At 62.9% G+C, this 26,579-nt stretch carries 24 protein-coding genes; 13 read left to right on the top strand and 11 right to left on the bottom strand.

Annotated elements, in window-relative coordinates:
- Nucleotides 1-5 precede the first annotated feature (5 nt).
- Nucleotides 6-377 (top strand): tRNA-binding protein, encoded by a 372-nt coding sequence (locus HWE01_RS10180; RefSeq protein ID WP_008330279.1) that lies wholly within the window; start codon nucleotides 6-8, stop codon nucleotides 375-377.
- Between the two features lie 80 nt (nucleotides 378-457).
- Here the strand turns inward: HWE01_RS10180 and HWE01_RS10175 are convergent, their stop codons facing one another.
- The 3 genes from HWE01_RS10175 to lptF are packed head-to-tail and all read right to left on the bottom strand — an operon-like array spanning nucleotide 458 to nucleotide 3,152.
- A complete protein-coding gene (locus tag HWE01_RS10175; RefSeq protein WP_175343668.1) occupies nucleotides 458-841 on the bottom strand; it encodes a sirohydrochlorin chelatase in 384 nt (127 codons plus the stop codon).
- 48 nt (nucleotides 842-889) lie between these two features.
- A complete protein-coding gene (gene lptG / locus HWE01_RS10170) occupies nucleotides 890-2,020 on the bottom strand; it encodes an LPS export ABC transporter permease LptG (protein ID WP_008330282.1) in 1,131 nt (376 codons plus the stop codon).
- Between the two features lies 1 nt (nucleotide 2,021).
- Entirely contained in the window at nucleotides 2,022-3,152 is a 1,131-nt protein-coding gene (gene lptF, locus HWE01_RS10165) for an LPS export ABC transporter permease LptF (RefSeq protein WP_034350480.1), read from the bottom strand.
- Nucleotides 3,153-3,318: 166 nt separating this feature from the next.
- Here lptF and HWE01_RS10160 point away from each other — a divergent pair, with 166 nt between their 5' ends.
- The 6 genes from HWE01_RS10160 (at nucleotide 3,319) to xth (ending at nucleotide 10,201) form a co-directional block, all read left to right on the top strand.
- A complete protein-coding gene (locus HWE01_RS10160) occupies nucleotides 3,319-4,839 on the top strand; it encodes a leucyl aminopeptidase (protein ID WP_241821734.1) in 1,521 nt (506 codons plus the stop codon).
- A 13-nt stretch (nucleotides 4,840-4,852) separates the two neighbouring features.
- Nucleotides 4,853-5,857 (top strand): dienelactone hydrolase family protein, encoded by a 1,005-nt coding sequence (locus HWE01_RS10155; protein WP_008330287.1) that lies wholly within the window; start codon nucleotides 4,853-4,855, stop codon nucleotides 5,855-5,857.
- Between the two features lie 154 nt (nucleotides 5,858-6,011).
- Nucleotides 6,012-7,115: an alkene reductase gene (locus tag HWE01_RS10150; protein ID WP_241821733.1), complete on the top strand. Its 1,104-nt coding sequence runs from the start codon at nucleotides 6,012-6,014 to the stop codon at nucleotides 7,113-7,115.
- Between the two features lie 155 nt (nucleotides 7,116-7,270).
- Nucleotides 7,271-8,038 (top strand): MipA/OmpV family protein, encoded by a 768-nt coding sequence (locus HWE01_RS10145; protein WP_175343663.1) that lies wholly within the window; start codon nucleotides 7,271-7,273, stop codon nucleotides 8,036-8,038.
- Between the two features lie 594 nt (nucleotides 8,039-8,632).
- Nucleotides 8,633-9,208 carry an FxDxF family PEP-CTERM protein gene (locus HWE01_RS10140; RefSeq protein WP_241821732.1) on the top strand — a complete coding sequence of 192 codons (576 nt, stop codon included), beginning with the start codon at nucleotides 8,633-8,635 and terminating at the stop codon, nucleotides 9,206-9,208.
- Between the two features lie 225 nt (nucleotides 9,209-9,433).
- Nucleotides 9,434-10,201, top strand: a complete 768-nt coding sequence (gene xth / locus HWE01_RS10135; RefSeq protein WP_008330303.1) for an exodeoxyribonuclease III — start codon at nucleotides 9,434-9,436, stop codon at nucleotides 10,199-10,201.
- A gap of 57 nt (nucleotides 10,202-10,258) precedes the next feature.
- On the opposite strand, the gene HWE01_RS10130 is transcribed toward xth, so the two are convergent.
- The 6 genes from HWE01_RS10130 to prpB form a co-directional block, all read right to left on the bottom strand.
- Nucleotides 10,259-10,546, bottom strand: coding sequence for a hypothetical protein (locus tag HWE01_RS10130; RefSeq protein ID WP_241821731.1), 288 nt, complete (start codon nucleotides 10,544-10,546; stop codon nucleotides 10,259-10,261).
- Nucleotides 10,543-11,049: an arsinothricin resistance N-acetyltransferase ArsN1 family B gene (locus HWE01_RS10125; protein ID WP_241821730.1), complete on the bottom strand. Its 507-nt coding sequence runs from the start codon at nucleotides 11,047-11,049 to the stop codon at nucleotides 10,543-10,545. Before HWE01_RS10125 ends, HWE01_RS10130 begins: the two co-directional genes overlap by 4 nt.
- A gap of 113 nt (nucleotides 11,050-11,162) precedes the next feature.
- Nucleotides 11,163-13,049 (bottom strand): propionate--CoA ligase, encoded by a 1,887-nt coding sequence (locus HWE01_RS10120; protein WP_241821729.1) that lies wholly within the window; start codon nucleotides 13,047-13,049, stop codon nucleotides 11,163-11,165.
- Nucleotides 13,050-13,387: 338 nt separating this feature from the next.
- Complete coding sequence (locus tag HWE01_RS10115; protein WP_008330314.1) at nucleotides 13,388-13,825, bottom strand: hypothetical protein; 438 nt, start codon at nucleotides 13,823-13,825, stop codon at nucleotides 13,388-13,390.
- Nucleotides 13,826-14,084: 259 nt separating this feature from the next.
- Complete coding sequence (gene prpC, locus HWE01_RS10110) at nucleotides 14,085-15,239, bottom strand: bifunctional 2-methylcitrate synthase/citrate synthase (protein WP_008330323.1); 1,155 nt, start codon at nucleotides 15,237-15,239, stop codon at nucleotides 14,085-14,087.
- A gap of 51 nt (nucleotides 15,240-15,290) precedes the next feature.
- Nucleotides 15,291-16,181 carry a methylisocitrate lyase gene (gene prpB, locus HWE01_RS10105; protein ID WP_008330325.1) on the bottom strand — a complete coding sequence of 297 codons (891 nt, stop codon included), beginning with the start codon at nucleotides 16,179-16,181 and terminating at the stop codon, nucleotides 15,291-15,293.
- 337 nt (nucleotides 16,182-16,518) lie between these two features.
- Between prpB and prpR the strand changes: the two genes are divergently transcribed.
- The 3 genes from prpR to HWE01_RS10090 all read left to right on the top strand — a co-directional run bounded on the left by prpR (nucleotide 16,519) and on the right by HWE01_RS10090 (nucleotide 21,853).
- Nucleotides 16,519-18,195: a propionate catabolism operon regulatory protein PrpR gene (prpR, locus tag HWE01_RS10100; protein ID WP_241821728.1), complete on the top strand. Its 1,677-nt coding sequence runs from the start codon at nucleotides 16,519-16,521 to the stop codon at nucleotides 18,193-18,195.
- Between the two features lie 241 nt (nucleotides 18,196-18,436).
- Nucleotides 18,437-19,720, top strand: a complete 1,284-nt coding sequence (locus HWE01_RS10095; RefSeq protein ID WP_008330332.1) for an MFS transporter — start codon at nucleotides 18,437-18,439, stop codon at nucleotides 19,718-19,720.
- Between the two features lie 477 nt (nucleotides 19,721-20,197).
- On the top strand, nucleotides 20,198-21,853 hold the full coding sequence (locus HWE01_RS10090; protein WP_241821727.1) for a methyl-accepting chemotaxis protein: 1,656 nt from the start codon (nucleotides 20,198-20,200) through the stop codon (nucleotides 21,851-21,853).
- Nucleotides 21,854-22,002: 149 nt separating this feature from the next.
- Here the strand turns inward: HWE01_RS10090 and HWE01_RS10085 are convergent, their stop codons facing one another.
- Nucleotides 22,003-22,902: a LysR substrate-binding domain-containing protein gene (locus tag HWE01_RS10085; RefSeq protein ID WP_241821726.1), complete on the bottom strand. Its 900-nt coding sequence runs from the start codon at nucleotides 22,900-22,902 to the stop codon at nucleotides 22,003-22,005.
- A gap of 160 nt (nucleotides 22,903-23,062) precedes the next feature.
- On the opposite strand from HWE01_RS10085, the gene HWE01_RS10080 reads away from it, so the two are divergent.
- The 3 genes from HWE01_RS10080 to HWE01_RS10070 are packed head-to-tail and all read left to right on the top strand — an operon-like array spanning nucleotide 23,063 to nucleotide 24,800.
- The gene (locus HWE01_RS10080) at nucleotides 23,063-23,608 is read left to right on the top strand and encodes a sugar ABC transporter (RefSeq protein WP_241821739.1); all 546 of its coding nucleotides are present in this window, start codon (nucleotides 23,063-23,065) and stop codon (nucleotides 23,606-23,608) included.
- A 4-nt stretch (nucleotides 23,609-23,612) separates the two neighbouring features.
- A complete protein-coding gene (locus HWE01_RS10075; RefSeq protein ID WP_241821725.1) occupies nucleotides 23,613-23,939 on the top strand; it encodes a hypothetical protein in 327 nt (108 codons plus the stop codon).
- A gap of 27 nt (nucleotides 23,940-23,966) precedes the next feature.
- Complete coding sequence (locus HWE01_RS10070) at nucleotides 23,967-24,800, top strand: MBL fold metallo-hydrolase (RefSeq protein ID WP_241821724.1); 834 nt, start codon at nucleotides 23,967-23,969, stop codon at nucleotides 24,798-24,800.
- A gap of 178 nt (nucleotides 24,801-24,978) precedes the next feature.
- Here HWE01_RS10070 and ntrC read toward each other — a convergent pair whose 3' ends face one another.
- Complete coding sequence (ntrC, locus tag HWE01_RS10065) at nucleotides 24,979-26,478, bottom strand: nitrogen regulation protein NR(I) (protein ID WP_008330333.1); 1,500 nt, start codon at nucleotides 26,476-26,478, stop codon at nucleotides 24,979-24,981.
- Nucleotides 26,479-26,579: the final 101 nt, after the last annotated feature.

Below are 26,579 nucleotides of genomic sequence, written 5' to 3'. Positions count from 1 at the left end.
CGCCCATGCACCTGCTCCACGACCCTGCGGCCCCTGCCGCCGCCCCCATCGATTTCGAGGCATTCCTCAAGGTCGATATCCGCATCGGCACCATCATCGCCGCCGATGCCTTCCCTGAAGCCCGCAAGCCTGCGTTCAAACTGAAGATCGATTTCGGTCCGGGCATCGGTGTGCGCCAGAGCAGCGCCCAGATCACTACCCACTACACGCTGGAGCAGCTGGTCGGTCGCCAGGTGGCGGCGGTAGTGAATTTTCCGCCGCGCCAGATCGGCAAGTTCATGTCGGAAGTGCTCACGCTGGGCTTTCCGGATGCCCAGGGCGAGGTGGTGCTGTTCAAGCCAGACCAGGCCGTACCCAACGGCGCCCGGCTGTTCTGAAGGGCTCTAGGGCCTGTTCCCAACAAGCAGATGGCCCGTATTCCGGGCCATCGTCGCATGCGGGAGTGCCGATGGCAGGATCAGCTATTGGCCGTCCCCACGCAATAAGCGGCAATCGCCTGCAACACTGCCTCATCCTCGCCCACCGCAGCGACGGTGCGCACTTCCACACCTGGATGCGCCTGGCGCAGTTGCTCCAGCAATTCCGGCAGGTCACGGCGCACGTGCCCGCCCTGCCCCAGGAACACCGGAATGACGGTCACGCGCCGGCTGCCGGCGGCAATCTGCCGCGCCGCCACGGTCGGCAGGTCCGGCTGCATCAGCTCCAGGAAGGCCAGCTCCACGCTGGTCCCCGGCATGGCCGCCTGCGTGAGCGCGCGCAGGCGCTCGAAAGGCGCCGCCCAGGCGGGGTCGCGAGCGCCGTGGGCGAACAGGATCAGGCTTTGGGAAGTGGCTTGGCTCATGATGTGCAGCAGTCTTTCAGGCTAAGTATTCGAGATCACGGGACGGACTCAGGTCCGCTCCACCCACCACAGCGCACCAATGGCCAGCGCCATGAACAACAGGCTGGGCAGCGCCGCCGTCATGAAAGGCGGCCAGGTATTGAGCAGGCCAAGGTGGGAGAACAGGCTATTGATGAGCTGGAAGCACACCCCGATCATGATGCCGGTGAAAATCTTCAGGCTCACACCACCCGCGCGGAAGTGCAGATAGGCGAACGGCAAGGCCAGCGCCAGCATCACGAAGATCGACAGCGGATAGACGATCTTCTTCCAGAACGCGATCTCGTAACGATCGGTACGCTGGTTGTTGGCCTCCAGATGCTTGGTATAGGCCAACAGGTCGTAGGCGGACATGCGGTCCGGATCGGCGAAGAGCACCGAGAGAATTTCCGGCGTCACCTCGGAGACCAGCTTCACATGGGCGAGCTTGACGGTCTTGACCGGCTCGGTGATCTTGCGGTCCTTGCCGCCGACGAAGTCCGATTGCACCACATCATTGAGCACCCACTGATGATTGCCTTCGTAGATGCCGGTCTTGGCCGTCACCATGCGCGCCATGTGGAAGTCGGTATCGAGCTCATAGAGCTTGACACCCTCGATGCGGCCATCCGGCTGCACCGTCTGGATATTGATGAAGCGGCTGCCGGTCACATTGCCTTCCAGGCCATTGTCCTTGATCACGTCCTTGGCCCACATGCCCGAGCGGAACTGGGAGGACATCGAGGCGCCCTGGGCTTGCAGCTTCAACTTCTCGGCCCATTCGGAAGCCTTGGGCGCGATCAGCTCGCCGAACACGATGGTCAGCACCGCAAACCCCACGCCGATACGCAGGAGCACCTTGGCCGCCATCCCGGTGGACATGCTGGAGACCCGCATGATGGTGAATTCCGAGCGCGCCGCCAGTTGCGAGAGCGTGTAGATGGTGCCGATGAGCACCGCCGTGGGCATCAGTTCATAGACATTGCCGGGCAAGCCCATGAGCACGTAGAACACCGCCTGCTGCAACTGGTAGCCGTTGCGACCGACCTGTTCCAGCTGGCCCATCATCTCGAAGAAGGCGAACAGCGCCAGGAAGGCCGCCAGGGCGAAGAGCACCGAGCGCGTGATCTCGGTGGTGAAGTAACGTTGGATGACTCTCATCTCAGGCCTCGCGCTGGAACGTCATGGCGCGCCGCACTCGGCTCCACAACCGGGATGGGTGGGCGGGATGATTGATGTTCAGGCGCAGGGCGAACATGCCCACCACCAGCAGCGCCACGATCACGTGCACCGGCCACCAGGCCATCATGAAACTCATGCGCTGCTGCGCCACCGATGCCTGGAACACGCTGACCGTGTTGCTGTAGACCACGAACAGCAGCAAGGCCACCAGGAGTCCCAACGAACGGCCGGCCCGCGGATTGACGAAGGACAGCGGAATGGCCAGCAGCATCAGCGTGAGCGCCATCAGCGGCAGCGCCATGCGCCAGAGCAGCTCGCCACGGGCATATCCGTCCTGCTTGCCCAGCAGCTCGGCCAGCTGCAGCGCGCGCGCCGAGCGCTCACCGGCCGCCGTTTGCGACTGATTGCCGATCAGCAGCCCATAGCGCTCGAAGTCGACGATCTGGAAATCCGGCAGGCTGGGCGAACCGTCATAGCGGCGCCCCTTCTGCATGACCACGAACTTCTCGCCATCCGGGTCCACCTTGGTTTCGCCTTCCTTGGCGACCACCACGCTGTTCTTGCCATCGGGGTTGATGGTATTGACGAAGATGTTGCGCACCTTGGAGGCATCGCCGGAAATGCCTTCGACGAAGAAGATCCGGTTGGCCGCCGCTGACTGCTGGAACTTGCCCGGCGAGACACGGGCGATGTCCTCGCGCTGCTCGAAACGGCTGCGGTATTCGCTGCTCTGCTCATTGGCCCAGGGCGTAACCACGAAAGAGAGCGCGGCCACCAGCGCCACGATGGGCCAGCCAAAGCGCAGCACCGGCGCGATCCAGCGCGTGAGCGACATGCCGCAGGCGAACCAGACCACGATCTCCGAATCCTGGTAGCTGCGCGTCATCACCAGCAGCACCGAGATGAAACCGGTGAGGATGAGGATGATGGGCATGTAGTTCAAGGCCTGGAAGCCGATCAGAGCCAGCACGTCTTGCGACGCAACCTGGCCGCCTGCGGCCTGGCCGAGGATCTTGATCAGCATCACGGTCAGGGTGATGGTGAACAGCGTAGTGAAGACCCCACCTGCGGTGCTGGTCAATTCGCGTCGTAGGGCGCGTTGGAAAATCATGGGAAGGCTGGCTTGGTTTCTGGTGTCGGGGTCATTAACGGATGGCCTGCGCGGATGTCCGGCGCCCGGCATCGTGTCCGAAGCTGGCTTACCTGGCTGAACGCATGCGCGCGTAGCGTCGAAATGGGCTCTATAATCGCCAGGTAATTCATATAAAGGACGAACGATGGACTTTAGCACAAAAACATTGGACGCAAAAAACGCCTTGACAGGCGTCAAGACCGGCGCGCTGGTCGTTGGCATCTATGAAAATCGCAAGCTGACCAAGGCCGCCAGCGCCCTGGACAAGCTGGGCGCCATCAGCGCCGCGCTGAAGTCGGGTGACATTTCCGGCAAGCCCGGCTCGACCCTGCTGCTGCGCGGCGTGACCGGCATTGCCGCCGAACGCATCGTGCTGCTGGGCCTGGGCAACGAAGAAGAGACCGGCGACAAGAACTTCGCCGCCGCCAGCAGCGCCCTGGTGCGCACCCTGGCCACCCTGGGCTGCGACAACGCCGCCCTGGCCCTGCCCCTGGATGGCATCAAGGGTCGCAGCCTGGACTGGGCCATCCGCACCGTGGTGCTGGCCGGCCATGACGCCGCCTATCGTTCCGACACGATGAAGAGCAAGAAGGACCCCGCTCCCACCGGTGTGAAGAAGATCACCCTGCTGGTGGCCGCCGAGCAAGGCGCTGCCGCCAAGACCGCCCTGGCCGAGGCCGTGGCGCTGGCCAACGGCATGGCGCTGACCAAGGAACTGGGCAACCTGCCCGGCAACGTCTGCACCCCGACCTACCTGGCCACTACCGCCAGGAAGCTGGCCAAGCAATTCAAGCTGGGCGTGGAAGTGCTGGAGCGCAAGCAGCTCGAAGCGCTCAAGATGGGCAGCTTCCTGTCGGTCACCAATGGCAGCGACCAGCCGCCCAAGTTCATCGTCTTGAAGCACATGGGCGGCAAGGCCAAGGATGCACCGGTGGTGCTGGTGGGCAAGGGCATCACCTTCGACACCGGCGGCATCTCGCTCAAGCCGGGCCTGAACATGGACGAGATGAAGTACGACATGTGCGGCGCCGCCTCGGTGCTGGGCACCTTCCGTACCATCGCCGAACTGGGCCTCAAGTTGAACGTCATCGGCGTCATCCCGACCTGCGAAAACATGCCCTCGGGCCGTGCCACCAAGCCGGGCGACATCGTCACCTCGATGTCCGGCCAGACCATCGAAGTACTCAACACCGATGCCGAAGGCCGCCTGATCCTGTGCGACGCGCTGACCTACGTGGAGCGCTTCAAGCCGGCCGCCGTGGTCGACATCGCCACCCTGACCGGTGCCTGCGTGGTGGCCCTGGGCCATCACAACACGGGCCTGTTCACCCGCGAGGATGACAGCCACGACCAGCTGGCCAACGCCCTGCTGGCCGCCGGCAAGGAAAGCGGCGATACCGCCTGGCGCATGCCGATTCAGGATCCCTACCAGGAGCAGTTGAAGTCCAACTTCGCCGACATCGCCAACATCGGCGGCCAGCCCGGTGGCAGCGTGACGGCGGCGTGCTTCCTGGAGCGCTTCACCCGCAAGTACACCTGGGCGCACCTGGACATCGCCGGCACCGCCTGGAAGAGCGGCGCGGCCAAGGGGGCCACCGGCCGCCCGGTGCCGCTCTTGACCACCTGGCTGCTCAACCAGGCGCACGCCAGGTCGGCACGCGGCTGATGGCCCTTGCGGCATGGAAGACGATACCGGTTTCGCCATGACCGTCTTCCTGCCGCAGACCTCGCCCGGGTTCACCACGGCAAGACCACCGCAGCACTTTGTGTTGCGGTGGTTTTTTTTCATCTTTTTACTGCTGTCGGGCAGCCTTGGACTGATCCTGCCGGAAACGTCCGTGGCACAAGACACGCCGATGCCGCCTGCCCAGACCGTGCGTTTTCCTTCATCTGACGGAAAAACCACCCTCACCGGCTATCTCTACGATCCCTTCGGCGCCGGCCCGCATCCGGCCATCGTACTGCTGCACGGACGCGCCGGGCTGTACTCCTCGCGCGTCAACGCCGCCTGCACCCAGGTCGGTCCGGCCATCCCCTCGCCCTGCGATGCCGATGCGCTCACGGCGCGCCATCGGGCCTGGACTGCCTACTGGGTCGCGCGTGGCTACGTGGTCCTGCTGGTAGACAGTTTCGGCCCGCGCGGCGTGGCCCATGGCTTTGGCCGCTACACCCATGGCTTGCCAGAACGGGACGCCGTCAACGAACTCACCGTGCGCCCGCTGGATGCCGAAGGCGCGCTGCAATGGCTGGCCACGCGCAGCGAGGTCGATGTCCGCCGCATCATGTTGCAAGGCTGGTCCAATGGCGGCAGCACGGCCCTGAACGTGATGCAGCGCCAGGCTGCACGACCGGCCGACGATGCGCCCACTTTCGCCGCCGCGCTGGTGTTCTATCCGGGCTGCGGCAAGCAGGCCCTGCTGTCGTCCCACCCTGAATTCGACAAGCCCGTGCAGGTGCTGCTGGGCAGCGCCGACGACGAGGTCTCGCCGCAGACTTGCCAGCGCGTACTGCGCCAGACCATCCCCATCCGCCAGGCTCCCGCACCCGTGGTCAAGCTCTATGCCGGGGCCACGCACGACTTCGACGATCCCGGCCGGGCGCATCAGTCGGTCCAGGCCAACCGGGCGGCACGCCAGGATGCACTCAGGCAGCTGGGGCCGTGGCTGGACCGGATCGCCCCCTGATCGCGGTGCACCGACATCACAGCGGCGACCTTCTGCAAAGGCGCCGGTTCCCGTCTAGACTGTTGATCCTTCCCCGGAACACTGCCACGCAACTGCGGTCGGTAGTGAGGTCGACGCAGTTCATCCCAAGCAATGCCAACAAGAAAGGATCAGCATGACCAACGCCACCCATCTTCAGAGTGACCTCTTCAAGCCCATGCAGCTGGGCGCAGTGCAACTGCACAATCGCATCGTCATGGCTCCGCTCACCCGCAGCCGTGCCAAGGCAGGCGACGTGCCCAGCGACCTGGCCGCCCAGTACTATGCCCAGCGTGCCGGTGCCGGCCTGATCATCGCCGAGGCTACCCAGATCTCGCCGCAAGGCAAGGGCTACGCCTGGACACCCGGCATCTACGACCAGGCGCAGGTGGCCGGCTGGAAGAAGGTCACCGACGCCGTCCACGCAAAAGGCGGGCGCATCTTCCTGCAGCTGTGGCACGTGGGTCGCATCTCGCACCCCGACCTGCAGCCCGGCCATGCGCTGCCGGTCGCTCCCTCGGCCATCAGGCCGCAAGGCAATGCTTTCACCGAAAGCGGTTTCAAGCCCTTCGTCGAACCACGCGCGCTGGAGGCCGCGGAGCTGCCCGGCATCGTCGCGCAATACAAGACCGCCGCGCAACTGTCGATGCAGGCCGGCTTCGATGGCGTGGAAATCCACGCCGCCAACGGCTATCTGCTGGACCAGTTCCTGCGCGACAAGAGCAACCAGCGCACCGATGCCTATGGTGGCAGCATCGAGAACCGTGCCCGTCTGCTGCTGGAAGTGGTCGAAGCGGTGACGTCGGTGGTGCCGAGCGAACGCGTGGGCATCCGCCTGTCCCCCATCAGCCCGGCCAATGACATCGCCGACAGCGATCCCAAGGCGCTCTTCAGCTACGTGGTGGAGCAGCTCAACCGCTACAAGCTGGTCTACCTGCACGTGGTGGAAGGCGCCACCGGCGGCCCGCGCGAGGTGGAGGGCGGCTTTGATCTGCAGGTGCTGCGCGATCTCTTCAAGGGCATCTACATCGCCAACAACGGCTATGACCTGGAGATGGCCGTCCAGGCGCGCGCACGCAATGTTGCCGACCTGGTGGCCTTCGGTCGTCCGTGGATCGCCAACCCGGATCTGGTCGAACGCTTCAAGGCCGGAGCGCCGCTGGCCGAGTTCAACCAGGCCACCCTCTATGGCGGCGGTGCGGAAGGTTATACCGACTATCCGCCCCTGCAGCAGTCCTGACGCAGCATCCGCTGCCGCAGCGCTGAAACTGGAGGTCGGCAGCGGCTGTTCCAGACCGTCATGGCCTGCCTTCACGGCAGGCCATTTTCGTGCACCACGCCGCATCGGACCGCCAGCCCGCTACAATGCCGCTTGGCTCCACTCCCCTGCTCATCATGAAAACAATTTTCGCCACTCTCACGCTGGCCTGCTGCGCGCTCCCCGCCCTGGCCCAGCAAGCCGCGCCCGCAACCGATACCAGCGATCCCCTGCAACTGCAGGACCGACTCACCGGTGACCTGGGTGTGGGCGTCTACCGCGTCGATCGCAACGGTCCCGATGCGCATCGCCGCAACCAGGTGCTGCCCTATGCCTACGCCGACTATGGCCGTGCTTTTGCGCGCCTGGACACCTTCGGCGTCAAGACCATGCGCATGGGCTACGGCTACCTGGAACTGGCCGGGCGAGTGAGCCTGGACGGCTTTGATGCCCAACGCGGCCTGCAGCGCCGCTCTGACCCGATCCCGCTCGGTATCGGCACCTATCAGGAAACGCCCTTCGGCGGCTTCTTCCTCAACGTCTTCCGCGACTTCAACAAGTCGCACGGCACCCTGGCCGAGGCCATCTATGCGGCCCAGATCGACCTGGGTCCGGTGAGCCTCTATCCGCAGCTCGGCGTGGAATACCGCAGCGGCAGCTACAACGATTACTTCGTCGGCGTCTCCGCCAGCGAATCGGCCGCCAGCGGTCTGCGCCAATACAGCGCCGGCGCCTCCACCAGCCCCACCCTGGGCCTGGCTGCCGATATTCCCCTCACGGGCGCCTGGCACCTCAATGTGCACCTGCGCCGCAAGTGGCTGGACCATTCCGTGGCAGACAGTCCGCTGGTCCGCCGCCACACGGATGACACCGCCATCGTGGCCGTCAGCTACCGCTTCAAGTAATCCGCCTCCCCTGCCCGCCCGAGACCGGCCGCACGGCCGGCTTCGGGTAGCGGCCATGCCGCGCTGTCCCGCTTCCCTCCTCTGTCTGCATTCTCCGCCTGCTTGTGCCGCCTGCTGAAGAGCTCGCTTTGCTTGTGAACTTTTTTACGGTAGAGCTCAAGCCTGCAGCCGCGCTTTCAATGCGTAAACAATTCCGGAATGTTTTCATGCGTCACTTTTTCTGACGCAAAATTTGTCCTGTTTTTCAGGGCATGAGAACAAACGAGTGTTGCCGAAAAAACTTAGTTTCCGCATTCAAACAAATTTCCTCACACCAAGCCATATGCAGTCGGAAATCCTTTACCAGCGCGACTTCACGGATTCCTACACCACAACAGAAGTTACATGAAAAGCGTAATATTTTGTTGCTGTCGTTAGTATTTTTCCATTATTCTCGCTCCGTCTCCTTGAACAAAAATCACAAATCGAGACGCAGTTCCGACCCTGCCAACATCAATAACAAAACCTGTCGGAGCGTAGTTCCCCTTGCAGTGCTTTCGCAATCAGATACCAATCGCAACCCTACCCATCAATCGCATTCGAAAGAGGTGTGTAATGAAAAAACTGTTGAGCAGTTTCCTTGTCGCGTCCGCCTTCGTCGCCATGGCATCCTCGGCTAGCGCCGCGGATATCGAGCGCACGCGCACCCTGGTGTGGACCGACGCCACGTCGACCTTCAACGCCCGCTATGGCGAAGGGACCACCGGCCAGACCTTCCTGGAGAACTTCACCTTCGACGTCAGTGGCGCAAGCGCGGCGGTGTCGTCGGCGGTGGTCTCGATTGCACTGGACGGCCTGTCGCGTCTGGGCATCGACAGCTTCACCCTGAGCGGCAACGGCCAGACCTACACCGGCACCTCGCTGCTGGATGGCGATACCCAGACCTTCAACCTGCGCACCAACGGTCTGTCGGCGGGTCTCTACACCCTGTCGGTGGCCGGTACCATCCTGGGATCGGCGGGTGGCAGCTTTGCCGGCAACATCAGCGTGGCACCGGTACCGGAAGCCTCGACCACGGCCATGATGATCGGCGGCCTGGGGCTGATCGGCTTTGCCGCCTATCGCCGCCGCAAGGCCAGCGACAAGGGTGACAAGGCTGCCCAGGTGACGGCCCGGATGATGCCGGCGTAATGGCAGCCATCTGAGAGTGCGGCCCGGAGAACGGGCCAACGACGGCAACGCAAAGGGGGGAATCTCCGCAAGGGGATTCCCCTTCTGTTTCGGGAGCAGGAATCATCGCGGTCATCGTCATTGGCCGGGGAGCGCGACGAATGCGGTAAGATGGCGCCCGTTGCTCATGACGCATCGGCTGTGATGCGCGCGGGCCGGTCTCCGATTCACCATTGCATTGTCCCCATGAAAATCGCCACCTGGAACGTCAACTCCCTCAAGGTCCGCCTGCCGCAAGTGCTGAAATGGCTGGAAGAAAACCCGGTCGACGTGCTCTGCCTGCAGGAAACCAAACTCACCGACGACAAGTTCCCCGCCGCCGAGATCGCGGCCGCCGGATACCTGGTCGAATTCTCGGGTCAGAAGACCTACAACGGCGTGGCCATCCTGTCGCGCCATCCAATGACCGATGTGGTCAGGAACAATCCGCTCTTCCCCGACGAACAGCAACGCATCATCGCCGCTACCATCGAGGGCGTGCGCTACGTCTGCGCCTACATTCCCAACGGGCAGTCGCTGGAGTCCGAGAAGTATCCCTACAAGCTGAACTGGCTGGCCGCCCTGCACGAATGGCTGGCGCAAGAAAAGGCGAAGAACCCGCGCCTGGCCCTGCTGGGCGACTACAACATCGCCCCTGAGGACCGCGACGTGCACGACCCGGTGGCCTGGCAAGGCCAGGTGCTGGTGTCCGAACCCGAGCGCGACGCCTTCCGCAAGCTGCAGGCCCTGGGCCTGACGGATGCCTACCGCCTCTTCGAACAACCGGAAAAAATGTACAGCTGGTGGGATTACCGCCAGATGGGCTTCCGCCTCAATCGCGGCCTGCGCATCGACCATATCCTGCTGTCCGAAGAACTGGTGCCACGCTGCACCGCCTGCGTCATCGACAAGGTGCCGCGCAAGTGGGAACAGCCTTCGGATCACGCGCCCGTGATTGCCACGCTGGCGGACTGATGTTGGCGCAGGCTGCTCACAAATTATTTAAATGATTTATATCATTTACACAAAACCTTACTGAGCGCCGCCCTCGGGTGGCGTTTGTTCTTTCTTGTTGCGCATGTTCTTCTCGAACTGCACATCCAGCTTGCTCACGCGCTTGGCCTTCTGTGGCCCCTGGGCGTTGACGAAGGTGACGAAGTCATCCAGCTCCATGGCCTCGTTGAGCTTCTCCAGCGGCTGGCCGGGCAGCCGGCGGGTCAGGATGAAGCGTTCATCGGAGGTGCGCAGCATCGAATACTCGCGTGATTCGGTGCGGCTGTTCAGGCGCTCGATGGCGCTGGCGGCGCGGGTCGATCTCATCCTTGCGCCTCTTGCAGCTTGAGTTGCCAGTATCCGACGTCGATCCAGCGGCCCATCTTGTAGCCCACTTCCGTGAAGACACCGCATTTCACGAAACCCACACTCTCATGCAGGGCCACGCTGGCCGGATTGGGCTGGGCAATGCCGCCGATGACCAGGTGCACGCCCAGCGGCTTGAGCTGGGCAATCAGCGCGCGATAGAGCTGCTTGCCGATGCCCTTGCCGCCCGCATCGTGACGCAGGTAGACCGAGCTTTCCACCGAATGCCGGTAAGCCGCACGGGGCTTCCACTTGCTGGCATAGGCGTAGCCCAGTACCTGGCCCTGTTCTTCAAACACCAGCCAGGGGAAATCGGCCTGCACATCGGCGATGCGCGCGGCCATGGCCTCGGCGCTGAGTGCTTCGGTCTCGAAGCTGATGACAGTAGTCTGTACGTAGTGGTTGTAGATGTCGCAGAGGGCGGGAGCATCGGCAGCGGTGGCCGGGCGGATGGAGGAAGACATGGACAGGAAGGGATCGAGGAAAATCGGAAGCCCTCAGTGTAACCAAATTATGCCGGGCGCGGCGCCCCTGCTCCGCTGCAAGCGCACCGCCCCGTGGATGACCGCCGCCCGCCTCAGTCCCTGATCACTGCGCGAACCTGCTCCAGTGCGGCCGGATCTTCAATGGTGGGCAGATCGCCCGGGTCGCGCCCTTCGCAGATGGACTGGATGGCCCGACGCAACAGCTTGCCCGAACGCGTCTTGGGCAAGCCGCTGACGAAGAACACCCGCGCCGGCCGGCCCACCGCGCCGATCTGCTTGTCGACCACGCCCATGATCTCGCCTTCGAGCGCGCGGCGCCGTTCCGGTGTGGCCATCGCATCGGCCTGCTTGGGGATGACGAAAGCAATCGCTACCTGGCCCTTGAGCTTGTCTTCCACGCCGACTACGGCCACTTCGGAGACATTGGGATGGCTGGAGATGCTCTCCTCGATTTCACGCGTGCCCAGCCGGTGTCCGGCGACGTTGATGACGTCATCGGTACGGCCCAGGATGAAGTAGTAACCGTCCTCGTCCTTGATACCCCAGTCGAAGGTGGAATACACCTCGCGCGGCAGGCTGCGCCAGTAGGTGTTGACGAAGCGCTCATCGTCGCCATAGACCGTCTGCATGCAGCCCGGCGGCAACGGTCCCTCGATGGCGACCACGCCCTTTTCTCCGGCGGCGCATGGCGCGCCGGTGGCTTCGTCGAGGATGGCCAGGCGATAACCCGGCATCGCTACGCCCGGACTACCCAGGCGCGTGGGCTTGTCGCTGATCCCCTTGGCGATCGAGATGATGGGCCAGCCCGATTCGGTCTGCCAGTAGTTGTCGATGACCGGCACCTTCAGGGCGCCCGAAATCCAGCGCGACGTCGTTTCATCCAGGGGCTCGCCGGCCAGATAGAGCGCCTTGAGCGAAGAGGTATCGTAGCGCTCCATACATTCCGGCGGCTGCTTCTTGAGTACGCGGATGGCCGTCGGCGCGGAGAACATGCGGGTGACTTTGTACTTCTCGACGATGCTCCACCAGATGCCGGCATCGGGACGAATCGGCAAACCCTCGTAGAGCACGGTGGCCATGCCCGCAATCAGTGGGCCATAAACGATGTAGGAATGGCCGACCACCCAGCCGATGTCAGACGTGCAGAAGTAGGTTTCCCCGGGCTTGCCGCAGAAGATGTGCTGCATGGAGGACGCCAGCGCCACCGCATAACCGCCCACGTCGCGCTGCACGCCCTTGGGCTTGCCGGTCGTGCCGGAGGTATAGAGGACATAACTGCACTCGTTCGATTCCAGCCAGGCCACCGGCACCGGCTGATCCAGATGCTGCTGGCGCAGGGGCGCATAGTCAACGTCGCGCCCTGCCGTGCGCGCCATGTCGGCCAGGCCGCGATCGACCAGCAGGACCTTCTGCGGCTTGTGCTGCGCCAGGTGGATCGCCTCATCCAGCAAGCCCTTGTAGGCAATGACCTTGCCACCGCGTGAACCGGCATCGGCCGAGACGATCAGGCTCGGCTGTGCATCATCGATGCGCGAGGCCAGGCTGTTGGAGGCAAAGCCGCCAAAGACCACCGAATGCACCGCGCCAATGCGCGCACAGGCCAGCATGGCAAAGACCGCCTCGGCGATCATCGGCATGTAGATCAGCACCCGGTCGCCACGCTGCACCCCCAAGGCCAGCATGGTGGCGGCCATGGCCTGGACTTCGCGATGCAGTTCGGCGAAATCGTAGACGCGCTCGGTGTTGGTTTCCGTGGAAATGGCGATCAGTGCGGCCTGCTTGGGTCGCTCGCCAAGGTGGCGGTCCACCGCGTTGTAGCAGAGATTGGTGGTGCCGCCGATGAACCAGCGCGCGAAGGGGGCCCGGGAATAATCCAGGGTACTGGTGAAGGGCTTGTTCCAATGGATGCGCTGCGCTTCTTCTGCCCAGAAGGTCTCGGGCTGATCGATGGAACGGCGATAAAAATCCTCGTACTGCATGACGTCTCCTCATGTCTCTCGAATTGGACAACCACTGCAGACCTTGCGCGGCGTGGCCCGCAGGGTGATGGTCGCGTGGCTCTGAGGCATGTACAGCGGCATCTCTGCCATGCGTGGCCCTCATGCGACGGTGAAACCAGTCTTGCACCTGAATCTTACGAGCGGCTGAATCGGCAGCATCGACGCGCGATCACGGCTGATACAGATCAAGTGCAACAACGAAAAAAGCGGGAGCGTTGTCGACGGCATGAAGCCGTCAACATGACAAGGGAGGAGCAAACGTGAGGTGGAAAGAAAGCGCCGGCGTCAGACCATCACGACGGCGCAGCGCCAAGGCTTCAGCGCGTGCGGCAGTCGTTGGCCAGTTGCTGCCCGATCTTGGAATTGAGCAGCATGGACTTCGACGGGATCTGGATCCACACCAGGCCTTCGCCCTTGTTCTCCAGACGCACTGCACCGGTCGAGGTACTGACCGGGTTCATCATGTAGCTGCTGCCCTTCCACACCAGCGTGACCCCATCGGTGACGCGGCCATCCATGCGGATTTCCACCTTGTTGCCCATCTCGCAACTGAAGGCACCGGTCTTGAGCTGGGTCGCCCAGGTCGGCTGCGTGGCCGCCGGCGATTGCAGCAATTGCGGCAGCAGTGGCTTGGTCTCGGTGACGGGCACCGGCGTGGAAGAACAGGCCGACAGCGCAACGGCAACGGTGGCGGCCAGGCAGAGGGATGTCAGGGGCAAGGCGCGAGGACGGCGGGAAACGATGGCAGCAATCATCGGATGATCCATGGAGAGTCAGAGGTGGACGCAGAGGCGGAAAAGATCCGCTCGCATCTTAACAAGATATTGCGACTGACTCGACCATATGTAACGCTTGTTACAAATCGGCCTGATCGCCCGGGTCGGCCCGCCCCGTCTCCTTCGCCGGGGAATGGGGCGACCGGCACACGCCGGCCGCCGCTCCCTTCTTCTTGCTGCTCCCTCTCCCTCTCTTGCTCCTTGCTCCTTGCTCCTTGCGCCGCTGTACCTGCCAGCCTTACTTGCGCTTGCTGATCGGCACGAACTTCAGATCTTCCGGTCCCACGTAGTTGGCCGAGGGGCGGATGATCTTGTTGTCGATGCGCTGCTCGATGATGTGCGCCGCCCAGCCCGAGGTACGGGCAATGACGAAGAGCGGCGTAAACATCGCGGTGGGCACACCCATCATGTGGTAGGACACGGCCGAGAACCAGTCCAGGTTGGGGAACATCTTCTTGATGTCCCACATGACCGTCTCCAGGCGCTCGGCGATGTCGAACATCTTGGTCGAACCGGCTTCCTTGGAGAGCTTGCGTGCCACTTCCTTGATGACCTTGTTGCGCGGGTCGGAGATGGTATAGACCGGGTGACCGAAACCGATCACCACTTCCTTGTTCTCGACGCGACGGCGGATGTCGGCCTCGGCCTCGTCCGGATTGTCATAGCGCTTCTGGATCTCGAAGGCCACTTCATTGGCGCCGCCATGCTTGGGGCCGCGCAGGGCGCCGATGGCGCCGGTGATGGCCGAATACATGTCCGAACCGGTGCCGGCGATGACGCGACCGGTGAAGGTGGAGGCATTGAATTCGTGTTCCGCATACAGGATCAGCGAGGTGTGCATGGCCTTCTCCCAGGCCGCCGAGGGCTTTTCGCCATGCAGCAGGTGCAGGAAGTGGGCGCCGATGGAATCGTCGTCGGTCTCGACCTCGATACGGTTGCCGTTGTGGCTGTAGTGGTACCAGTACAGCAGCATCGAACCCAGCGAAGCCATCAGGCGATCAGCGATGTCGCGCGCACCGGGGGTGTTGTGGTCATCCTTCTCCGGCAGCACGCAGCCCAGCGCGGAGACGCCGGTACGCATCACGTCCATCGGATGCGAGGCGGCCGGCAACCATTCCAGCGCTGCCTTGACGTTGGCCGGCAGGCCGCGCAGGGCCTTCAGCTTGGCCTTGTAGGCGCGCAGTTCGGCAGCCGTCGGCAGCTTGCCGTGCACCAGCAGGTGGGCGATTTCCTCGAACTCGCAGCTATCGGCCACGTCGAGAATGTCGTAACCGCGATAGTGCAGGTCATTGCCGGTCTTGCCGACGGTGCACAGGGCGGTGTTGCCGGCAGTCACGCCGGAGAGGGCAACGGACTTCTTGGGCTTGAAACCTGCGGCTTGTTGTTCGCTCATCGTGTTCTCCTCGTATTCGGTATGGGGTGACAATGCTTTGTCGGAAGGGGCTTACTTGTTCTTCTGCTGGGCAAACAGCGCATCGAGGCGCTGTTCGTAGCTGTGGTAATCGATGCGGTCATACAGTTCCATGCGGGTCTGCATGGTATCGACCACGTTCTTCTGCGTACCATCGCGGCGGATCGCCTGGTAGACGTTTTCAGCGGCCTTGTTCATGGCACGGAAGGCCGACAGCGGATAGAGCACCAGCCCCACGTCGGCATCCTTGAGTTCGTCCACCGTGAACAGCGGAGTCGAACCGAACTCGGTGATGTTGGCCAGGATCGGTACCTTCACCGCATTGGCGAACTGCTTGTACATGGCCAGGTCGGTGATGGCTTCCGGGAAGATCATGTCGGCACCGGCCTCGACGCAGGCCACGGCGCGCTCGATGGCGGCGTCCAGCCCTTCCACGGCCAGCGCATCGGTGCGCGCCATGATGACGAAGTTCTCGTCGGTGCGGGCATCCACGGCGGCTTTGATGCGGTCTACCATTTCCTGCTTGCTGACGATTTCCTTGCCGGGACGATGGCCGCAGCGCTTGGCGCCGACCTGGTCTTCGATGTGCATGGCGGCGGCGCCGAACTTGATCATGGACTTGACGGTCCGCGCCACGTTGAAGGCCGAGGCACCGAAGCCGGTATCCACATCCACCAGCAGCGGCAGGTCGCACACGTCGGTGATGCGGCGCACGTCGGTGAGCACGTCGTCCAGATTGGAAATGCCCAGGTCAGGCAAGCCCAGCGAACCCGCCGCCACGCCGCCGCCAGACAGATAGATCGCGCGGAAACCGGCGCGCTTGGCCAGCAGGGCGTGGTTGGCGTTGATCGCGCCGATGACTTGCAAGGGGGATTCTTCCTGGACGGCCTGGCGGAACGCTGCGCCTGCGGAATGGAGAGCCATGGTGGACACCTTCTCGATGAGGTTGGAATGCGGAAAGTCTGGACCAACTGCGTCACTGCTTGACTGCGTAACGGCGACAGGCGGACGTGAGGCACACCCGTCCTGCGACATTTGCGTTCACCATTGCAACGGCCGTGCCATCGCAGTGCAGCATCCGATGGCAAGGGCCCCGAAGAAACCTTCATATCGCCTGAAACCCCCGTCAAACAAGGCTCGCCACCGGACGGGGCGGGCTCGTCCCGGGCTTGCGCCGGAGCTGCCAGCTTGATCTGGCACAAGCATCCATGTTTCATCAGTGTTACAGTGACGTTTCACTGAAACACACTGAACGCTCACCATGAAACGCCCTGCCCCTGCCGAGCGCCTGGCCGACAAACCCGTGATCTGGACCGTGTCCGTGTCGCGCCTGTCCGAACTCTTCCGCGACATCACGCTGGAATTCGACGGCGTGGCCGACATCGAGCCCATTCATCTCGGTTTCGACGAGGCCGTACGCGCCATCCGCGAGCGCCTGGCCAGCGAGCGCTGCGATGTAGTGATCTCGGCCGGTTCCAATGGTGCCTATCTCAAGAGCCGCCTGCCGGTACCGGTGGTGGTGGCGCGCGCCAGCGGTTTCGACGTGATGCAGGCGCTGGCCCGCGCGCGGCAGATCAGCGCGCGCATCGGGCTGGTCACCTATCAGGAGGCGATGCCGGCCCTGAGCGAGTTCCAGCAGATGTTCGGACTGGACATTGCCCAGCGCACCTATGCCACCGAGGAAGATGCGCGCGCCGTGGTACAGGAACTGAAAGCTGGCGGCGTGCAGGCGGTGGTCGGGGCCGGGCTCATCACCGACCTGGCCGAGGAAGCGGGCATGCAGGGCATCTTCCTCTACTCCTCGGCCACGGTGCGCCAGGCCTTTGAAGATGCGCTGGAACTGGCGCGCCTGACGCAACTGGAAAGCTCGCGCGGCCCCAGCCTGCCGGTGGCAGACAGTCTGCGCGCACGGCATCACCTCAAGGACTTGCGCGGCGACTCGGCGGTCATGGAAGCGGTACGCCAGTCCATTACGCTGTTTGCACGTTCGCCGGCCAATGTACTGATCCAGGGCGAGACCGGCAGCGGCAAGGAACTGGCGGCCCAGGCCATTCACCGCGCCCATCCGCGCATGCAGGGCAAGACCCAGGCCGCGCATCCGTTCGTGGCCATCAATTGCGGGGCGCTGGCCGAATCGCTGCTGGAATCCGAACTGTTCGGCTACGAGGAAGGCGCTTTCACCGGTTCCCGCCGTGGCGGACGCGCCGGTGTGTTTGAGGCCGCACATCGCGGCACCCTGCTGCTCGATGAAATCGGCGAGATGCCGCTGCCGCTGCAGACGCGACTGCTGCGCGTGCTGGAGGAGCGCGAGGTGGTGCGCGTGGGGGGTACGCGGCCCATTGCGATCCAGGTGCGCATCATCAGTGCCACCCATTGCGACCTGGAAGCGCGGGTGCGGGAAGGCCGTTTTCGCGCCGACCTGTATTACCGCCTGAGCGTGCTGCGCCTGCAACTGCCGCCCTTGCGCGCGCGCCGTGAAGACATTGCGGCGCTGGCCGAATGGCATCTCAAACATGCGCTGGCCGCACTCGATGCGCGCCCGCATGCCAATCTGGGCGCGGAAATCCTGCGCTGCGCGCCGCTGCTGTGCGCCTATGACTGGCCGGGCAATGTGCGCGAACTGCGTAACCTGATGGAGCGACTGGCGCTGTTCCTGGCCGCAGAACCCTTGCAGGCACTGACGGCGACGCTGATACAGCGGGTCGCACCGGAGCTGGCCACAGCAGCGCAGCCGCTGATCATGGACGCTGCACAGACGCCGCCCTCTCATGCCCTGACCACCCCTGACCATGCACCCGACACCGACGCCATCCACGCCGCACTGCGCCGCTTCCGTGGCAACCGTGCCGCGGCCGCGCGTCACCTGGGCATCAGTCGCACGACCTTGTGGCGCAAGCTCAGGGAGGTCGAGGAGGTCGAAGCGTCAGCACGGCAGTGAGCTTCGGGTCGGCGAAACGAGAAAATGATTTCGCAGAATCGCGTCCATGTCCTGCCTCCTGATAATCCCCCGCACTGCGCCTTGACAGTGCCGCATCGCCCCGCCTATGCTCGCCCGCTGTAACGGCTGCGGCCGTCACGCGGAGCCCACAACCATCCATATACAGCCAGGCAGCCGTCTGCCCCGCCAGGGTCGGAACGGCGTGCTGCTCCTCCATCCACGTATCCATCAGGGAGTCTCCATGACCAGCAATACCGCGGCGCCTGGCGCCGGCACCACGCATCCGCAAGCGCGGCGTGCGATCATCTCGTCCTCCATCGGCAATGCGCTCGAATGGTTCGACATCCTTATCTATGGCGCCTTCGCGGTAGTCATCGCCAAGCAGTTCTTCCCCACCGGGGATGACAACGTCTCGCTGCTGCTGACCTTCGCCACCTTCGGTGTGTCCTTCTTCATGCGTCCGCTGGGTGCAGTGGTGCTGGGTGCGTACTCCGACCGCGCCGGTCGCAAGGCCGCGCTGATGCTGTCCATCATGCTCATGACGGTGGGCACCGCCATGATCGCCTTCATGCCCAGCTATGCCAGCATCGGCATGCTGGCACCGGCCGGCATCGCACTGGGCAAGATGATCCAAGGCTTCTCCGCCGGTGGCGAGTTCGGCAGCTCCACCGCCTTCCTGGTGGAACACGCACCGCACCGTCGCGGCTTCTTCTCCAGCTGGCAGGTGGCCAGCCAGGGCATCAGCCTGCTGCTGGCCGCCATCTTCGGCGCCGTGCTCAACAACATGCTCACACCCGAGCAGTTGTCCTCCTGGGGCTGGCGCGTGCCCTTCATCTTCGGTCTGCTGATCGCCCCGGCCGGCATCTACATCCGTCGTCACCTGGATGAAGCGCCCGAATTCAAGGAATCCAGCGAGAAGACCGACGCGCCCCTGCGCGACACCTTCACCCACCAGAAGATGCGCCTGCTGATCGGTACCGGCAGCGTCATCATGGCCACCGTCTCGGTGTACCTGTCGCTGTACATCCCCACCTATGCCGTCAAGCAGCTGGGGCTGCCGGCCTGGTCCTCGTTTGCCGCGATGTCGGTGGCCGGCCTGATCATGTTCATCGGCTCGCCACTGGTGGGCAAGCTCTCCGACAAGATCGGTCGTACCCCCTTCATGATCACCAGCAGCGCGCTCTACATCGTGCTGACCTATCCGATGTTCGTGTTCCTGACCCACTCGCCGGGCTTCCTGCAACTGCTGTTGCTGCAGACCGTCATCGGTGTGCTCATGACCATGTATTTCGCCGCGATGCCGGCACTGCTGGCCGACATCTTCCCGGTGGCCACGCGCGGCACCGGCATGTCGTTGGCCTATAACATCGCCGTGACCATCTTCGGCGGCTTCGCCGGCCTCATCATCACCTGGTTGATCGACTTCACCGGCGACAAGCTGTCGGTGAGCTACTTCGTCATCTTCGGCGCGGTGCTGAGCCTGATGGCCACCGTGGCGGCGCGTTTCGTGTTGCGTCTGCGCTGATGTGCAGCCTCTGCACATGACTTGATTCATGTCGTGACACCACCGGGCTGCGCTGCCGCGCAGTGCCGCACGGATCACCTACATGACCATGGCCAGGGTCTCGCGATCCTGGCCATTTTGCGTAGGAGCGCATGGTGAAGTAACTCCTGCATGACAACTCAAGAACCAGCTTCCCGCCATTTGCAGTGACTTTGTGAAAACCACTACATACGTGCAGTTAACCATGAACGTCATAGTGTTTCCTTTTGCCATCATTCTCACAAATACATCTTGAATTTGGGCAAGACTGACTCTACAGTCTAGGGCCTGTTCACATTAAATCTACGAGTGATTTAATGTGAACAGGCCCTAGGTCGCTTTATCCGAGCCCATCCTGCGGCACCGCCGCCTCCCCCTGCCACAGCATCCCCGGGATCGCTCCATCATCCATCATGTCTGCCGCTGCCTGCGGCTGCTCAGTTCCCCCAGAGGCACATCGTGAATTTCAGACAGACCAAAGTTGCGACCCAGCTGATGCTGGGTTTTTCCGTGTTGATTTTGTTCATGGCCGTGCTGGGTGCGGCGGCCCTGTACGGACTCAATACCGTCGATGCACAGCTCGCAGAGGTGCAGTCCAATCTCATGCCCAGCGTCAGCACGGCCAAGACCATGCAGGCCGAGATTCGCGCCTTCAATCTGGCGCAATATCGCGCTCTCACGGCCACCGACGCACAGCGCATGCAGGATGCCAAGAGCCGCCTGACCAGCTCGCTGGGACGTTACACCGCCGCCGTGGAGCGCTATCGTGCGCTGGCGCGCTCGACCGAGGAGCAGGCGGCCTATGCCGAACTGCAGAACCTGCTGCCCAAGTATCTCGCCGTGAGCCAGCAGATGCTGGCCGCGCTGGATCAAGGCCGGCAGGAGCAAGCCATCGACATCATGAAGGACCAGCTCTTCCCGCTGCGCAGCTCCATGGAAGCGCAGATCCTGCGCATCATCAAGGTCAATGAAAAAGGCGTGGCCGATGCTGCTGCACATGCCCGCGACGCCTATGCCAGCAGCCGCATGCTGATCATTGGTCTGGCCGCGTGCTCGGCACTGGTCGGGCTGTTGATCGCGCTGCTGATCAGCCGCCGCCTGACGCGCCAGCTCGGTGGCGAGCCCGGCGAGGCCATGTGGCTGTCAGGCCAGATCGCCGACGGCAACCTGGCCGCACGCCTGGAACTGAAGGCCGACGACCAGGGTAGCCTGATGCGCTCGCTGATGATCATGCGTGACCAGCTCGCGGGCCTGGTCGGCCAGATCAAGCAGGCCAGCGGTGCCATCCATGTGGCCGCGCAGGAAATCGCCCAGGGCAATATCGACCTGTCGCAACGTACCGAGGAGCAGGCCGCTTCACTGGAGGAGACCGCGTCCAGCATGGAAGAACTGACCAGCACCGTACAGCAGAACGCCAACAATGCGCGCCAGGCCAGCAGCATGGCCAGCGCCGGTGCCGCGGTGGCGCAGCGGGGCGAATCCGAAATCGCCGACGTGGTCCGCACGATGCGCGAGATGAGCGTCAGTTCACACCAGATGTCGGACATCATCAGCGTCATCGAGGGGATCTCCTTCCAGACCAATATCCTGGCGCTCAACGCTGCCGTGGAGGCAGCGCGGGCCGGTGAAAACGGTCGCGGTTTCGCCGTCGTGGCCGCCGAAGTGCGCGCCCTGGCCCAGCGCAGTTCATCGGCCGCCAAGGAAATCAAGGACCTGATCGAAAGCTCGGTGGGCCGCATCCAGCGCGGCACCCAGCTGGTCGAAGCAGCCGGCAGCACCATCGCGGAGATCATGCGTTCGGCCACCCGTACCACTGAACTGATGCAGGACATCGCCTCGGCTTCGGAAGAACAGAGCGCCGGCATCGGCCAGGTCAACACCGCCATCGTGCAGATGGACCAGGTGACGCAGCAAAATGCGGCCTTGGTCGAAGAGGCCGCCGCAGCGGCGCAATCCATGATGCAGCAGGCACAGGCGCTGAACACGGCGGTCTCGGTATTCCAGCTGGAAGAGGAGCGGCTCAACACCCTGCCGGGAAGACAGCCCGTCAGCCTGGGCAACGCCTCGGGCACGGTGGCGCATACACGACTGCTGGCAGCGTCCGCTTCGCATTGAAAGCGCCAGACCAACTTTATAAATCATATAAATGATTTATGTAATTACTGTTCTTTTTTCCCGGGCCATCCCATAAAAATGGCCTGGAACAGCATCCCGAAGCCTGTATTTCCAGCTTTTGGGGTGCTGTTCAATCCAGCCCCTAGCCTCTAGCCAAGCCCGGCCGGCCGTTTGGCTTCTTCCAGGAGCCATTGTGCGAACGCCTTGAGGGGCTCGTCGGCATGTTGCAACGGCTCAGGGAGCACCAGACAGAATGTCTTGGAAATGCCTGCGTCTTGCGGCCATGGCGCCACCAGACGGCCTTGCGCCAGTTCCTCTTCCACATACAGACGCGGCACCAGCGCTACGCCCAGGCCGGCCAATGCGGCCTCGATGAGCATCCCATGCAAGTCATAGCGGGGGCCTTGAGCGGCATGCGTCAGGCTTATCCCGGTCTGCGCGGCGTAGCGCTGCCAGGCGTCGTGATTCTGGCGTCGATGCAATCTGGGCAAGCTGTCCAGTGCCGGCGTATAGCTTGCGCCTCGCAACAATGCTGGATGACATACCGGAACCAGCACCTCATCGAGCAAGCGATAGGTGTGCATTCCAGCCCAGGCCGGATGGAGGAAATGAATCGCCGCATCCAAGCCGCTGTCGGCCAGCAGGAACGGCTCCATGCGTTGGGCAAGATGAACCGTGATGTCGGGATGCAATGCCGTCAAGCGCGGTAGGCGGGGAATGAGCCAGCGCATGGCGAACGTGGGGCTCACTGCGATATCCAGGCTGAACCCATTGGCGGGTTGGGACATCAGATGCTGACTATCGCGGTCCAGACGCTCAAGTATTTCCCGGACGTGGCTGGCGTAGCGTTGGCCATGTGGCAGCAAGCGCACACGATTGCCGATCCGCTCAAACAGCGTTACCCCGAGAAACCCTTCCAGACGACCGATCTGACGGCTGATGGCACCTTCGGTCAGCGCCAGTTCTTCGGCTGCCCGGGCGAAGCTGCCGTGACGTGCCGCAGCCTCGAATGCCATGAGTGAACTGTTGCTGGGAATCCTGCGTCGCATGGGGTTCCTGACCGGGAGATAAGTGGTGGCGATTCCAGCCTTAGCTTTTGTCACTGAAGCTTACCTAAATATCGATTTATTGGGGAGAAAATGCTACCTATCATGACAACTCCTCAACCACACACGCCACCGCCCAGAGGCCTGGCGGACCGTCATCATGATGATCTATACCGTCGAATGCAGCTTTGCCGATCCCGTCAGCGAGGCAGAATGGAACGATTTCTATAGCCTGGAAAAGCTCCCGGCCCTCATCTCCTTGAGCGGCTTTCGCACTTCGCAACGATTCAAGGCCTTGAGCAAAGACTGCCCGGTCTATCTTGCACTGCATACCATCGACCATCTCGACGTCCTGCTCTCCGAGGAGTATCGGCGCAAAGGGGGCGGCAATTTCGCACGCTGGCAGCAACACATCACGCACTGGCACCGCAACCTCTACGAAACACCGGCACCTGCGCCTGCGCTGCTCTACGGCGCCTATCTGCTGCTCAGCGCGACGGGGCCCGATCCGCTACTGGCGATGGGACTATCGCCTTGGCTGCTCAATGCAGTCGCATTGGAGAAATTTCCGCCACAGCGATGGATGGCGGTCCTGCCCGATTCCATGGAGATCGATCCCGCCGCTCTGCCTGAAGGAATCCACCTCTATACGCCCATGACCGCGCAACTGAGGAGCGGTAGCGGACCGGCAAACCAAGCAGCGAGCTGACGCGATGCCCAACGTGACAATCTTCATCCGCCAGGAACGGATGCCTTGCGCAGACTGCCTGGACAGACTGAGCGCAAGCTGCGAACGGCTCTGCACCGGAATTCTGGAAGCCCTGCCGGAAAACGTGCATATCATCTATGTCGCGGCCATTCATGGAAAAGGTCATCCTGCATGGGCCGATATCCGCTATCGGATGGCGGCCAACAGAACGCCGGCTGTCATGGACGATTTCATGCAACAACTGGACACGGCCATACAAGCCCATACCGGACTGATCCCGCGCATCCGCTGCTTTGCCTACGCAGCGCAAGCCATCAGTGCGCGCAATTGATCCTTCACCGAAGATGACAACACGAAAATGAATTTCCCCGGTCAGCAAATCGGCGATTTTTCCGTCACCGCCATCAGCGACGGTTTTCTCAGCGCCCCACTGGACGTACTATCCAACATCGATCCCGCGGAGGCCGCTCGGCTGCAGCACGAAGCCGGTGTGAGCGCCCCCTCTGCCATCCATATCAATTGCTATCTGATCCGCAGCCAGAGCCGAACCGTGTTGATCGACACGGGTGCAGGTGGCTTCAAGCAATGGGGGGGCAAGTTGCAGGACAATCTCAGGCGGGCCGGTGTACGGCCTTCCGACATCGATACGGTCCTCCTGACCCATGCTCATCCTGATCATATCGGAGGGTTGCTCAATAGCGCAGGAGAACTCAGTTTTCCCGACGCCGAGTTGGTATTGCATGAACAGGAACTCTCCTTCTGGCAAAACGATATCCACCTGCACCGCGCCAACGAGCGGGCACGCGGCAACTTTCTCTTGGCGCGCCAGGTGTTCGAGCAGTATCGGGACCGCATCCGCACCTTCGCTTGCGAAGAGGTACTCCCGGGCATCAGCGCCCAGGCGCTTCCCGGACATACCGCCGGACATTGCGGGTTTCGGGTCCAGTCGAATGATCAGGAGCTGCTGATCTGGGGTGATATCGTGCATTTCCCACACTTGCAGATCAGTCGCCCTGAAGTCTCCATCGCATTCGATCTCGATCCCCATCTTGCCGCTGCTACTCGGATGCGCTTGCTCGATATCGTCAGTGCCGACCAACTACTCATTGCGGGTATGCACCTCGGCGAAGAAGGCTTCGTGCGGATTATCCGAGCCGGCAACCACTACCGGCTCGTCAGCAAGCAGCGGTGAAGCTGCTGAACCGCGTACCTGCCAGGCAACCCAGGGATGAACGATGCACATAAAAATGGCCTGGATCTCGCGATCCAGGCCATTTCCTTTTTTATGGCCGCCGCCTCTTCCCCTTGCTGATCCTGCCCGCGCGGCGGCTCGCGGGCAGACCTCCCCTGCTTGATGGTTAAGTTGTGCTTCAGTCGTCTTCCGCGCCGCCGATACCCAGTTCCTGGATCTTGCGGGTGATGGTGTTGCGACCGATGCCCAGGCGGACGGCTGCGTCATTCTTGCGACCGTGGGTATGCTTCAACGCGATCTTGATGAGCGCCGCTTCGAACTGGCGACCGAGGATATCCATCACCTCGGGCTGTTCGGAGGCCAGCATCTGGGCCGCTTCCACTTCCAGCAGCGAGATCCAGTTGCCAGCCACCGCATCCACTGGTGCCGCCGCAGCAGCCGGGTCGGCATACACCACCGGTGCGGCCACGGCAGCCGCCGAGGCCGGAGCGGAGACGATCTGCGCCGGTTGCGGCGCATGCACGCGCTCTTCCACCAGATCTTGCGGCAGGTCCTTGATCTCCACGGTCTGGCCCGGGGCCATCACGGTGATCCAGTTGCACAGGTTTTCCAGCTGGCGCACGTTGCCGGGGAACTCCAGCTGCGACAGGAACTGCATGGCCTGCGGAGACAGGCGCTTGGCTTCCACGCCCAGCTGGCGCGCACTCTGCGCCAGGAAGTAGCGGGCCAGGATGGGAATGTCCTCGCTGCGTTCGCGCAGGCTGGGCAGGCGCAGACGGATCACGTTCAGGCGATGGTACAAGTCCTCGCGGAACAAACCTTCACGTACACGCTGCTCCAGATTCTGGTGGGTGGCCGCAATGACGCGTACATTGGCCTTGAGCGACTGATGGCCGCCGACGCGATAGAAGTGACCATCCGAGAGCACGCGCAAGAGGCGCGTCTGCAGGTCCAGCGGCATGTCGCCGATTTCATCGAGGAACAGCGTACCCCCCTCGGCCTGTTCGAAACGGCCACGGCGCATGGCTTGCGCGCCGGTGAAGGCGCCGCGTTCATGGCCGAACAGTTCGGATTCCAGCAAATCCTTGGGAATGGCTGCGGTGTTGAGCGCCACGAAAGGCTGGCTGGCGCGCGGGCTGTGCTTGTGCAGGGCACGTGCCACCAGCTCCTTGCCGGAACCGGATTCGCCGGTGATCAACACCGTCACGTTGGATTGCGACAGGCGACCGATGGCACGGAACACGTCCTGCATCGCGGGCGCCTGGCCGAGAATCTCGGGAGTCTGGGCGGCGCCCTGCTCGATATCGGTCTCGCGCAGGCTTTCGTCGAGCGCGCGACGGATCAGCTCGACCGCCTTGTCGACGTCGAAGGGCTTGGCCAGGTATTCAAAGGCACCGCCCTGGAAGGCCGAAACCGCCGAATCCAGGTCCGAGAAAGCGGTGATGATGATGACCGGGATGCCGGGGTGCTTGGCCTTGATGGTCTGCAGCAGCTCCAGGCCGGAGGCGCCGGGCATGCGGATGTCCGAGACCAGCACCTGCGGCGTGCCGTTCTGCAGCGCCGCCATGGCATCACGGGCGCTGGAAAAACTCTGCGTGGCGAGATTTTCTCGGGCCAGTGCTTTTTCGAGCACCCAGCGTATCGATTCGTCGTCGTCAACAATCCAGATTGGCTTCATAAATCACATCTTCCTGCGTTGGTCATGCTGTTAATGCTCCCGCGATCCACGGCGCTTCTGGCACCCTGTCCGCAGCCCCCTTGGTGGACGGGAAGCCCTGC

The sequence above is a fragment of the Herbaspirillum sp. C7C8 genome, assembly GCF_022627875.1.
Classification (GTDB): Bacteria; Pseudomonadota; Gammaproteobacteria; order Burkholderiales; family Burkholderiaceae_D; genus Herbaspirillum.
Note: the sequence above shows the minus strand (reverse complement) of the source record. Positions and strands in the feature narration are given on the sequence as shown.